This is a genomic window from Pseudomonas sp. Irchel 3H9 (assembly GCF_900187495.1).
In the GTDB taxonomy this organism is placed as follows: domain Bacteria; phylum Pseudomonadota; class Gammaproteobacteria; order Pseudomonadales; family Pseudomonadaceae; genus Aquipseudomonas; species Aquipseudomonas sivasensis.
The window spans coordinates 82,928-94,523 of the sequence record NZ_FYDK01000005.1 but is presented as its reverse complement, the minus strand read 5'-3'; the positions used below and the strand labels follow the sequence as shown (position 1 = coordinate 94,523).

Below are 11,596 nucleotides of genomic sequence, written 5' to 3'. Positions count from 1 at the left end.
AGAAATAAGATTAAACGCCAGACTTGCCGTGCCAGAAGGGTTTGCGAATAATAGGCCCGCAATTTGCAGCGTCTACAGGTTTAATGTCTTTTGTCTCTGCATAAAATCCAGGGGCTGTCAATGAGCTGGAACCGCTTTCTCTGTGCTTCTGTAAATTGTTGTCGCATTGAGGAAATATCGGCTTCCGGCCTGTCGTTAGAATGCCGATCACTCGCTCGTCGTCGCCGATGTTGAATTGGTGTCGGACGCAGCACCACTATTCGGTTTCACCTTCGCCGCATCGTGGGCCATGGCTCATACTGCTGTTTTGCCCTATACCGATGGAGTCCCAAGATGAAGAAACTCGTGCTGTTGGGCGCCCTGGCGCTGTCCGTGCTGTCCATGCAGGCCTTCGCTGAAGGCAAGCCTCTGAAAATTGGTATCGAAGCGGCTTACCCTCCGTTTGCCTCGAAGGCGCCGGATGGCAACATCGTTGGTTTTGACTACGACATCGGCAACGCCCTGTGCGAAGAGATGAAGGTCAAATGTACGTGGGTCGAGCAAGAGTTCGACGGCCTGATCCCTGCGCTCAAAGTGCGCAAGATCGACGCCATCCTGTCGTCCATGTCCATCACTGAAGACCGCAAGAAGTCCGTTGATTTCACTAATCGCTACTACCTGTCCCCAGCACGCCTGGTGATGAAGGAAGGCACCGCTGTCAGCGACAGTCTGGATGAATTGAAAGGCAAGAAGATCGGCGTGCAACGTGGTTCGATCCACGACCGCTTCGCTCGTGAAGTCCTGGCTCCAAAAGGCGCTGACATCAAGGGTTACAGCACCCAGAACGAAATCTACCTGGATGTGGCCGCTGGCCGCCTCGACGGTACCGTGGCCGACGCCACCCTGCTGGAAGACGGTTTCCTGAAGACCGACGCTGGTAAAGGCTACGCGTTCGTTGGCCCATCCTTCACTGACGCCAAATACTTCGGCGACGGCATAGGCATCGCGGTACGTAAAGGCGACAAGGAAAACCTGGACCGCATCAACGCTGCTATCGCTGCGATCCGTGCCAACGGCAAATACAAAGAAATCGAGAAAAAGTACTTCAACTTCGACATTTACGGCCCAGAAGCCCAGTAAAACGTCGCAGCGGTCTGTCCTAAATGGCGCAAGCAACAGAATTCCTGCGGTTTGCGCCATTTTTTCATCCCCCTTTTCGAGGACCTGAATCATGTTGAAAGGCTACGGGGCCGTCATCCTCGATGGCGCATGGTTGACGCTTCAGCTCGCCTTGTCGTCCATGGCCTTGGCCATTGTTCTGGGTCTGATCGGGGTCGCGTTACGCCTGTCGCCGGTGCGCTGGTTGGCCTGGCTGGGTGACTTGTACTCCACGGTGATCCGCGGGATCCCTGACCTTGTGCTGATCCTGCTGATTTTCTACGGCGGCCAGGACTTGCTCAACCGCGTCGCGCCGATGCTCGGCTACGACGACTATATCGACTTGAACCCTTTGGCCGCCGGTATCGGCACTCTGGGGTTCATCTTTGGCGCCTACCTTTCGGAAACTTTCCGTGGCGCCTTCATGGCCATCCCCAAGGGACAGGCCGAAGCCGGCCTTGCGTATGGCATGAGCAGTTTCCAAGTGTTTTTCCGGGTGATGGTGCCGCAGATGATTCGGCTGGCGATCCCTGGTTTCACCAATAACTGGCTGGTACTCACCAAGGCCACCGCGCTGATCTCGGTGGTAGGCCTGCAAGACATGATGTTCAAGGCCAAGCAGGCGGCAGATGCCACCCGCGAGCCTTTTACCTTCTTCCTCGCAGTGGCGGCGATGTACCTGGTGATCACCAGCGTATCGTTGCTGGCGCTGCGCTATCTTGAGAAGCGCTACTCGGTAGGCGTAAGGGCGGCTGATCTATGATCTTCGACTACAACGTCATCTGGGAGGCCATGCCGCTGTACCTTGGCGGCCTGCTGACTACCCTGAAATTGCTCGCCATCTCGCTGTTTTTCGGCCTGCTCGCCGCCTTGCCCCTGGGGTTGATGCGTGTGTCCAAGCAGCCGGTCGTGAACGGTGTGGCCTGGCTCTACACGTACGTGATCCGCGGCACGCCGATGCTGGTGCAACTGTTCCTGATCTACTACGGTCTGGCGCAATTCGAAGCGGTGCGCGAAAGCTTTATGTGGCCTCTGCTGTCCAGCGCCACGTTCTGTGCGTGCCTGGCCTTTGCGATCAACACCAGCGCCTACACCGCCGAGATCATTGCCGGTAGCCTCAAGGCCACGCCCAATGGCGAGATCGAAGCGGCCAAGGCGATGGGCATGTCGCGCTATAAGCTGTACCGCCGCATCCTGCTGCCGTCGGCCTTGCGCCGTGCGCTGCCGCAGTACAGCAACGAAGTGATCATGATGCTCCAGACCACGAGCCTGGCCTCCATCGTCACCCTGATCGACATCACCGGCGCCGCACGCACGGTGAACGCCCAGTTCTACTTGCCGTTCGAAGCCTATATCACCGCTGGCGTGTTCTACCTGTGCCTGACCTTTATCCTGGTGCGCCTGTTCAAGTTGGCCGAGCGCCGCTGGCTGAGCTACCTGGCTCCACGGAAGCACTGATATGGAACGTATCGACCACCTGTTGCCCTGGGGCCACCTGGGCTGCGAGCGCCAACTGAGCGTGTTCCGTTTCGGCAGCGGCGAGCGCAAGGCCTATATCCAGGCCAGCCTGCACGCCGATGAACTGCCCGGCATGCGAGCCGCCTGGGAACTGAAAAAACGCCTGACAGAACTGGAACAGCAAGGCGCACTCAACGGTGTGATTGAGCTGGTGCCGGTGGCCAATCCGATGGGCCTGGGCCAGTTGTTGCAAGGCAGCCACCAGGGGCGTTTCGAAGTAGGCAGTGGCAAGAATTTCAACCGTGATTTCGTCGAGTTGAGCGAACCGGTTGCCGCATTGCTTCAAGGCAAGCTGGGGGATGATCCCCATGCCAATGTGCGCCTGATCCGTCAGGCCATGAGCGATGCGCTCAGCGCCTTGCCCGAGCCGAGCAGCCAGTTGCAAGGCATGCAGCGCGTCTTGCTGAGCCACGCGTGCACCGCTGATATCGTCCTCGACCTGCATTGCGACGCCGAAGCCGCGCTGCATATGTACGCGCTGCCCCAGCACTGGCCCCAGTGGCGTTCGCTGTCGGCGCATCTGAATGTGAAGGTCGGCTTGTTGGCGGAGGATTCCGGTGGCAGCTCGTTTGATGAAGCCTGCTCGCTGCCATGGTTGCGTTTGTCCCGGATGTTTCCGGACGCTCAGATCCCGTTGGCGTGCCTCGCGACGACGTTGGAACTGGGTGGTCAAGCCGACACCGGGCGTGATGAAGCAATCTTCCACGCCGAGGGCATCCTCGCATTCCTTGCCGAGCAAGGCCTGATCAACGGCGAATGGCCGGCTGCGCAGCACGAAGCGTGCGAAGGCATGCCGTTTGAAGGCACCGAGTTGCTCTTCGCGCCCCACGCCGGTGTGATCAGTTACCTGCGCAAAGCCGGAGATTGGGTGGACGCCGGCGAACCGATTTTTGAAGTGATTGACCCCCTGCAAGACCGCGTGAGCGTTATCTGCGCCGGTACGTCGGGGGTGTTGTTTGCCGTTGAACGGCTACGTTATGCCCAAGCGGGTTTCTGGCTGGCCAAGGTGGCGGGGCGCGACGCGCTGCGACACGGGCGCTTGCTCAACGACTGACCACCTGTTTTTGTGAGAACCGACCGCATGTACAAACTTGAAGTCCAAGACCTGCATAAACGCTATGGCAGTCATGAAGTGCTCAAAGGCGTTTCCCTGGCCGCTGCTGCCGGTGATGTGATCAGCATCATCGGTTCCAGTGGTTCGGGCAAAAGTACCTTTTTGCGCTGCATCAACCTGCTGGAGCAACCCCACGCCGGCAAGATTCTGCTCAATAACGAAGAGCTGAAACTGGTGGCCAACAAGGACGGCGCCCTGAAGGCCGCTGATCCCAAGCAGCTGCAACGCATGCGTTCGCGCCTGTCCATGGTGTTCCAGCATTTCAACCTGTGGTCGCATATGACCGCGCTTGAAAACGTGATGGAAGCCCCGGTGCACGTGTTGGGCATGTCGAAGAAAGATGCCCGTGAAAAGGCCGAGCACTATCTGGCTAAAGTCGGCGTGGGTCATCGTAAGGATGCGTTCCCTGGCCATATGTCCGGCGGCGAGCAGCAGCGTGTGGCGATTGCCCGTGCCTTGGCGATGGAACCTGAGGTGATGCTGTTTGACGAACCGACTTCGGCGCTGGACCCGGAACTGGTCGGCGAAGTGCTCAAGGTGATGCAGGACCTGGCCCTGGAAGGCCGCACCATGGTGGTGGTCACCCACGAAATGGGCTTTGCCCGCGAAGTGTCGAACCAGTTGGTGTTCCTGCACAAAGGGATTGTTGAAGAGCGCGGCAACCCTCGGGAAGTGCTGGTGAACCCGCAGTCCGAGCGGTTGCAGCAGTTCCTGTCCGGCAGCTTGAAATAATTCCTCCCACATGGATCTCTACATTGGGGTTCTACAGTTGGATCTTTATCGTTTTTAAGCTTTGTGTTGGTTTACGGGCTAGCATTGGCCCTTGTCTTCATTACTGTTACAGGCTTCGGATAGCACTCCATGACCGCCCATAAAATTGGTTTCCTGATTTGGCCCAGCACAAAGGCACTCACGCTTGCGCTGGCTGAGGAGGCCTTACGCGTTGCTCAGCGGGTGCATCCGGATGTGGTTTACGAGCTGTCGTTTTTGCTCGCGGAGCCTGCCACCGAAGGCGCCTGGCAATTGCCGGGTGAACCATGGGCCGGCAAGCTCGAAGGCTTTCAGAAGCTGTTTCTGCTGGCCGACGAGCCGCCAACCGTTATTGCCTCGCAACTGAGCACGGCCCTCAAGCAATTGGTGCGGGCCGGGTGTGTGATCGGTGGTTTGTCGGCCGGCGTGTACCCGTTGGCCCAACTCGGTCTGCTCGACGGTTATCGCGCCGCCGTGCACTGGCGCTGGCAGGATGACTTCGCCGAACGTTTTCCCAAGGTGATCGCCACCAGCCACCTGTTCGACTGGGACCGTGATCGCCTGAGCGCCTGCGGTGGCATGTCGGTACTCGACTTGCTGCTGGCGGTACTGGCCCGTGACCACGGCGCCGAACTGGCGGGTGCAGTCTCCGAAGAACTGGTGGTGGAACGCATCCGCGAAGGCGGCGAACGCCAGCGGATTCCTCTGCAAAACCGCCTGGGTTCCAGCCATCCTAAGCTGACCCAGGCCGTGTTGCTGATGGAAGCCAATATCGAAGAACCGCTGACCACTGACGAAATTGCCCAGCACGTCTGTGTGTCGCGACGACAACTGGAGCGGATCTTCAAGCAGTACCTCAACCGCGTCCCCAGCCAGTATTACCTGGAGCTGCGTCTGAACAAGGCCCGCCAAATGCTGATGCAAACCAGCAAGTCGATCATCCAGATCGGCCTGTCCTGCGGCTTCTCCTCAGGGCCACACTTCTCCAGCGCCTACCGCAACTTCTTCGGCGCCACCCCGCGTGAAGACCGCAATCAACGGCGCAGCAGCAGCCCGTTCGAGTTGTCATCGGTGCCGTCCGAACGCGGCTGAAACCGGGTTGTCCCGAACAGGTACGCGACTGTCTCACTCCTCCATGGGTTCCGGTGTGCCGGGCGGGGTTATGTCCTCCATGTTTTCGTCGTATGTCGCTTCCTCCACCCCCAACTCATAGCCCGTCTGCCGGTAATAGGTACGCAAGATCGTCAGGCTTTCGGGAGACAGGGGGTTGCCGCTCACATCCGAGTCATCGTCGAGCGGCAGTGGCATTCCCAGCAGGTCGTCCGGCAAGTGCTCGATCAGGTTGTCGCTCAGGTCTACGGCCCGCAGGCGCGGTAGGCTGAAGATCCCCGTGGGTATGTCGCGCAGCCTGCAGTTGTGCAGGTACACCATCGTCAGTCGCGTCATGTTGCGCAGGTCCGGCGCTTGGGTGAGGGTGTTGTCGCTCAGATCCAAGTAAGTGAGCTCCGTCAGGCGTGATAGCTGCTCGATGCTGTTCGGCGTCAGGCGGATCTGGTTATTGCTGAGCTTGAGCAGGCGCAATTGCTTGAGTTCGAACACCCGGTCTGGAATCCGCTGCAGGGCGTGCTGCTCCACTGTCAGCGCAGTCAGGTTTGGGAACGCCTGCAGGAATTCGCCTACGCGAACATGGCGCTTGTCGCCCGTCAGTTCCATCAGCGTCACATGTTCCAGGCGCGCATTCAGGGCTGGCAGATCTCCGGAAAGCTGGCCGTTGAAGATCAGCTTGTGAGTGTTTCGGGCGGGCCATTCGTTTTCATCCAGATCGGTTTCTCTGCGCCAGCAGCGCAGTATCAATTCCTTGAATGCCAGGCGACGCACCTGCTCCTCGGCGCGGGCATTTTCGATCAGCAGGGGGTTGGCCAGTTGGTCCATGGCGGGGACGTTGAGTACCCATTCCTCCAGGTCGCTGTCGAGCCGCTCGTATTCGGCACTCAGGCGGCTGATTTGCGCGTCGGCTTCCTCCAGTTCGCCGGGTAGCTCAAAAAAGATGCGCTTGGTATCTCGCTCCGTGAGGCTGGGGTAGAGCGCGTTGATGCGCTGCAATTGTGCATCGGGAATGCTGGCATTCCAGTGTTCGCCCTTGGCTTGGCAATAGCGCTTGATCGCGTGCAAGGTCGAGGGCGACAGCGGGTTGGCCGACAGGTCGAATGCGTTGCTGGCCGCCCGCGGCAGTTCGAAGGCCTCTTCAGGCAGCTCGCGCAAAGCGTTCTGGCTCAAGTCCACGCGGGCACGCAATACCGCTGGCTGAATCAGCGAGCGGGGCAGTTCGCTCAAGCCAGTGTTACGCAGTGACAGGCTGACCAGGTTGGGCAACTGGTTGAAATCCGGCAGTCGCGCCAGCGGGTTGTTATCGAGGTTCAGGTGCTTGAGTTCACGCATGCCCTGCAAGGCTTGCTGCGCGGATGGCGACAATTGCAGCGTGCAGCGGTCCAGCACCAGGTACGACAGGTTTGGCAGGTGGCCGAGTCGCGGCAGTTCACTCAGTGCATAGTTTTCGATATGCAGCGCAGTCAGCGCCGGGAAACTGCGCAGGAACGCATCCAGACCCAACGGTGAGCCCAAGCCCTTTAAGGCGAGCACGGACACATGATTGAACGAGGTGCGCAGGGCGGGCAAATCGCCGCTCACCGGGAGGAAAAGGCTGAATTCGTAGCTGAGCATCGGCAGCCCGAAGTTGACATCGCCCGAGGTGATATCGCGTCGCCAGCCTGCCTCAAGGGCAGCGATAAATCGGTGGCGCAGGGCTTGTTCCTCGGCGGTGACGCTGCTGTCGTTGGCCCAGCCAAGGCAATCCTGACGGATGGTGGGAAATTCGTTCTCCAGCCGACTCATCTCGACGCGACCGGCTGCCAGGTCCCCTGGCAGGCCAAAAATGAAGCGGTTGATTTGGTCACCGTTGAACGAGGGGAACAGTCTTTTGGCCTGCTCCGCGTCGACCCTGGCCGGGATCGCTTCCAAGTAGTGTTGGGTACGCTGGAAGTAGGCTTTGACGCGCTCCAGTGTCGGCTCGGACAACGGGTTGTTGGACAGGTCGAAATGCCGAGTGATGTCGACGGGCAAATCGAACAGGGCGGCAGGCAACTCGCTGATCCTGTTATTGGACAGCATCGCCAGCGTCAGGTGGCTGCGACTTAGCAATCCTTCGGGCAGTTGCTCGATGTCGGTGTTGGCCAGGTCCAGGTATTGCAACTGCGGCATCTGTTCCACATTGGGAGTCAGCGTCAGGGGGTTGTTGTACAGGTCAAGGGTCAACAGGCGCGTCATGTTGTTGATGACCGCATGGCTTTGCTCGGTGAGGCGGATGTTGCAGCTACTCAGGATCAATTCGTTGAGCGTGTTCATCGAGGCCAGGCTGGGCGGCAGTTCGTCCACGGCAAGATTGCGGATGTTCAGCCGACGCAAGCTTGGAAAAAGCTGCAGGAATCCGTCGATTTCCATGCGTTGGTGCGCACCCTGCAATTCCAGGTGAGAGACATGTTCGAAGCGTGCACTCAGGGTGGGCAACTCACCCAGCAGGGGGGCTGACAGTCGCAGGATATGACCGTTGATGGCTGGCGGCTCATAGAAGTTATCGAGCTCGGTTTCCTGGCGCCAGGCTCGCCGTAGTTGGTGGGCGAACAAATTGCGGTCGCGCCGCAGGTATTCATATTGGAGCGCGCTCAGCGTAGCGCCGGTTGTGGGGTGTACACGGGGTGTCTGGGATTCCCATACCACCAGGTTCAGGTCCAGTTGGATGTATTCGTTGCGCAACCGGGTTAAGGCCAGTTGTGCACCGCCGGGGGTGTTTTGCAGGGCGGCGATCATGTCGCGGATTCTTGCACGCGACAGTTGCGGGCGCAGCGTCTGCAGCTGTTGTTCGAGCGAGGGGCCGCGGCTGGGTCCCGGCACCTCGGGAATGGCTGGCGGGTAACCGTCCATGCCGCCGCGCAAACGCATGACATTGGGGTCGTAGCTGGGTTTGTTGTGCGGGTCGCTCTTTAATATGTCGCGCAAGGTAGGGCGATCCACCGGGGCATCGCCGATCGCCTGCTTGAGGCGTGGGCCCTGGCCGATATGAAGTTGCAGCGCATTGCGCGCACTGTCAGGCAGGGCCTGCAGGACGGCGGTGAAGAAGTCGGTGCTGCCAAACAGTGCGGTCTGGCCGTTCTCGGGGATGAATTGGCCGTCCGGTGTGGCCACCAGCGTACGTTTGGTCGGCGCGTAAGTAGGCCCGATGGCGTCGAGCAACTCGCCGTCAGCGCGGTATTGGCGCAGTTCCAGACGAATCCACTCGGGCCAGCCATTGAGGTTTTCCAGCGAATGCAGCGCCAGCCGGCAAGTGTCCGGATTTTCCACAGCGTCCAGATACAGGCCTTCATAGGCGCGTGTGGTGCGCACTTCATGCAACGACCATTCGGCCAGTTCGGTCAGGCGCGTCGGTACGTTGCCAGCGTCGATCGACTTGAGCTCCTCGCCACTGGCACCGGCCAGTAACTCCTCGGCAACCGGCGTCGGCAGGCCGGGGCGCGAGGCACTGTCGATGAGCTTTTGCACACGTGGGTCGCTGGTGCGGTCCTGGCCGCGGTAGCGTGAGTCGAACAGTGAGAAGCGCTTGTCCTGGGCAATACGCGCAAGTTTCTTGCGCAAAGCGGCTGCGCGGGTGCGGCTGGAGGCGGGAGGCAGGCCGAATTCTTCTTCCAGTAGTTCCTTGCGCTCCGGCTCATTCAGGCTGTCGATCAGGGTGGGCAGCAGGTCGCCGTTGCGCAATTGCTCCTCAAGTACCTGCACAGTGCTGGCCCCGGATTCTCCGAGGAACTCCCACAGGGTGTTGCCGCTGGCATCCACCACCCGCAAGGTCTTGCCGGAGGGCCACAGGCCATAGCTGATCAGCAACTGCAATTGGGTCTGCGAATCGGCCTTGGCGTAGATCGCCGGGTCGTCGCTGTTCATCTGTGTCACAAACTCCTGCAACTGCTGGTCGATCTTGAAGCGCTTGAGGGTGTCGGCCAGTAGCGGTGGTGGCGGCTGCTGGGTGCTGTGCGTTTTGCGCAACGTGTTGTCATGGGTAGCGCTGCAGTCGCGGACCTGCGCTAATTGCGCGTCGCTCAATGAATCGGTCTGGTAACCGAGGCGGCGCATCAGCGTAGTGCTATCCCAGCTCAAGGGGTTTTCCAGCTCGGTGACCCAGGCGCCCTGTCCGTTGGTCATCACGGCCGGACGGTAAGCCGAAGGTCGCGTGGGGTGCTGGATGAAATAGCGGCCGGCGTCTTTCTGCACGTGATAGCGCTCGCCATTGAGGCTAAGGATGTTTTTGTCTGCGTGCAGGTGCAGGCCTTGCGCGTCCGGGCGTGCCTCGGCGGGCAGTGTCACCTCCTGTCGATAGGGGCTGAGGTCGGGTTGCCACAGACGGCGCTGACTGTTGGGCCGTTTGACCGGTTGCAAGCGCTCGATGAAGGCCAGCAGCTGCGCGGGCAATGCTTCGCGCACCAGTCCTTCGATGATGGGCAATCCGGTGGCGAACAGGCCCAGTTGGACCATCTGCTCCAGCAGGCCCAAAGCATGGCCCAGGGCTTCATGTCGCAGGCCCTCAGCCCAGTCGATGATGCCTTCGAAGGCCTCGTCGAGCACCTGATAGGCGGTATACGCCAGCATCAGTGCGCCCAGCGGCGGCACGAACGGCAGTGCCACGAAGGCAACGATCTGCAGCAGGGTATCGCCGATTTTTTTCAGGAACTCCCAGCGTTCCCAACGTGCGTTCTGGTCGACCTTGGCGGTGGAGACCGCGCGGCTCTGCGCGTCTGCCAGCAGCTTGCTCAGGTGCATCTGGAATAGATGCGCGAAGAGGTCACCGTTGATCCTGAGGCTGCGAAATTGCAGCTGGGGGCTCTGGGTCGGGGTGTCACGCCAACTGGGCAGTGGATCGCCCTGTTTATGCGCATGCCAGGTGACTTGGTTGAGGCGTTGATTGAGGTTGGCGAAGAACACCGCAGCGTCTTCATGGCGGACAAAACGGCTGAAGAACCCTTGAAAGTCCTTCGAGCGCAGCCGGGCGACCAGGCTCTGCATGAACGCGGCACTGCTGGGGTAGTGTTTGATCGGGTGTTGCGGATCGTCGGGGATATAGGCGATCAGCGGGGCTGTATCGCGACTGTTCTCCAGATCCGGAGCGAACAGCACCACGCCAGTGAGGCGACAATCCATGATGAATAAATCATGGGCCATCAGCGGTGGGCAGCCGTTGTGCGTGGCGTCGCCGTTTTCGATCAGATTGAGTACCGCGGTGTGGCTGGCGGCGGGCAGCTCGTCCTTGAGCAAGGCCATGTACAGAGCGAATTTCAGCGCGCCCAAGTGGCTTTGTTTGAGCCAGTGCTCCAGGGCGTTGCGCGCCACGGGGTTGCCCAGGTCGAGGTACTCGTCCAGGTAGCGTTGGTATTGGCCGCCGATATCCAGGCGCCGGCAGAGTTGGGTGAATTGCGCGACGCTGATCTTCGCGTCGAGGTCGGGGAGGGGGCTGAACTGCCCTGTGGCCGTGGGTTGCGTGCTGAAGCCCGAGTGCTGCGCGTAGGTCTCGTCGGTTTCGAAGTTGTGCAGCGCCGCTTCCAGCAGTGAGACCGACCAGGTTCTGGCCGCGCCCTGCTTGACGGTAAAACCGACGACGGTCAACGGGACGTACAGTTGCAGGTAGGTGGTGCGCACATCAGTGTCGATGCCGAACTCGTCCTTGAGTGCCGCGTGCAGGCGTTCGGCGCCGAACTGCTCCGGGCTTTTCAGTGCCGCCAGAGCCTTGTCCACGAGGTTCTGCGCGGTCCAGGCGGCGGCGTTGAGTTCTTTGAGCTGTGCATGTTGCGACTCGGTTGCACGGGTATACCAGTCGGCAATCAACGGCGTGCAGGCTTTCAACGCCACGCGCTTGGCGGCACTGGCCGTGCCCAACCAAGGAGGGATAGCGTCGCGGAGAATGTCGAGGTGTGGTGTCTGGGTTTCAGGATGCTGCGCCATGGGCCGTTCCTTGATGGCTTTTGAGGAGGCTCAGCAAAA

The 11,596-nt window shown here is 60.1% G+C and carries 7 protein-coding genes; 6 read left to right on the top strand and 1 reads right to left on the bottom strand.

All coding sequences use genetic code 11. The features are described 5' to 3' along the window. Positions 1 to 333 precede the first annotated feature (333 nt). The 6 genes from CKW32_RS19105 to CKW32_RS19080 all read left to right on the top strand — a co-directional run bounded on the left by CKW32_RS19105 (position 334) and on the right by CKW32_RS19080 (position 5,611). Positions 334 to 1,119 (top strand): ABC transporter substrate-binding protein, encoded by a 786-nt coding sequence (locus tag CKW32_RS19105; protein ID WP_032886745.1) that lies wholly within the window; start codon positions 334 to 336, stop codon positions 1,117 to 1,119. A gap of 91 nt (positions 1,120 to 1,210) precedes the next feature. Then, entirely contained in the window at positions 1,211 to 1,900 is a 690-nt protein-coding gene (locus tag CKW32_RS19100) for an ABC transporter permease (RefSeq protein WP_032886746.1), read from the top strand. Beyond that, a complete protein-coding gene (locus tag CKW32_RS19095) occupies positions 1,897 to 2,595 on the top strand; it encodes an ABC transporter permease (protein ID WP_032886747.1) in 699 nt (232 codons plus the stop codon). Before CKW32_RS19100 ends, CKW32_RS19095 begins: the two co-directional genes overlap by 4 nt. A 1-nt stretch (position 2,596) precedes the next feature. Further along, positions 2,597 to 3,709, top strand: coding sequence for a succinylglutamate desuccinylase/aspartoacylase family protein (locus CKW32_RS19090; RefSeq protein ID WP_095185707.1), 1,113 nt, complete (start codon positions 2,597 to 2,599; stop codon positions 3,707 to 3,709). Between the two features lie 27 nt (positions 3,710 to 3,736). Then, the gene (locus CKW32_RS19085; RefSeq protein ID WP_032886749.1) at positions 3,737 to 4,501 is read left to right on the top strand and encodes an ABC transporter ATP-binding protein; all 765 of its coding nucleotides are present in this window, start codon (positions 3,737 to 3,739) and stop codon (positions 4,499 to 4,501) included. A 129-nt stretch (positions 4,502 to 4,630) separates the two neighbouring features. Next, positions 4,631 to 5,611: a GlxA family transcriptional regulator gene (locus CKW32_RS19080; protein WP_095185706.1), complete on the top strand. Its 981-nt coding sequence runs from the start codon at positions 4,631 to 4,633 to the stop codon at positions 5,609 to 5,611. A 33-nt stretch (positions 5,612 to 5,644) separates the two neighbouring features. Here CKW32_RS19080 and CKW32_RS19075 read toward each other — a convergent pair whose 3' ends face one another. Next, positions 5,645 to 11,557, bottom strand: coding sequence for a dermonecrotic toxin domain-containing protein (locus CKW32_RS19075; protein WP_095185705.1), 5,913 nt, complete (start codon positions 11,555 to 11,557; stop codon positions 5,645 to 5,647). Positions 11,558 to 11,596 lie beyond the last annotated feature (39 nt).

Bases quoted from the DNA above. Each gene is read 5' to 3' on its own strand.
- CKW32_RS19085 (WP_032886749.1), top strand. From the start codon at position 3,737: ATGTACAAACTTGAAGTCCAAGACCTGCATAAACGCTATGGCAGTCAT.
- CKW32_RS19090 (WP_095185707.1), top strand. From the start codon at position 2,597: ATGGAACGTATCGACCACCTGTTGCCCTGGGGCCACCTGGGCTGCGAG.
- CKW32_RS19105 (WP_032886745.1), top strand. From the start codon at position 334: ATGAAGAAACTCGTGCTGTTGGGCGCCCTGGCGCTGTCCGTGCTGTCC.
- CKW32_RS19080 (WP_095185706.1), top strand. From the start codon at position 4,631: ATGACCGCCCATAAAATTGGTTTCCTGATTTGGCCCAGCACAAAGGCA.
- CKW32_RS19075 (WP_095185705.1), bottom strand. From the start codon at position 11,557: ATGGCGCAGCATCCTGAAACCCAGACACCACACCTCGACATTCTCCGC.
- CKW32_RS19095 (WP_032886747.1), top strand. From the start codon at position 1,897: ATGATCTTCGACTACAACGTCATCTGGGAGGCCATGCCGCTGTACCTT.
- CKW32_RS19100 (WP_032886746.1), top strand. From the start codon at position 1,211: ATGTTGAAAGGCTACGGGGCCGTCATCCTCGATGGCGCATGGTTGACG.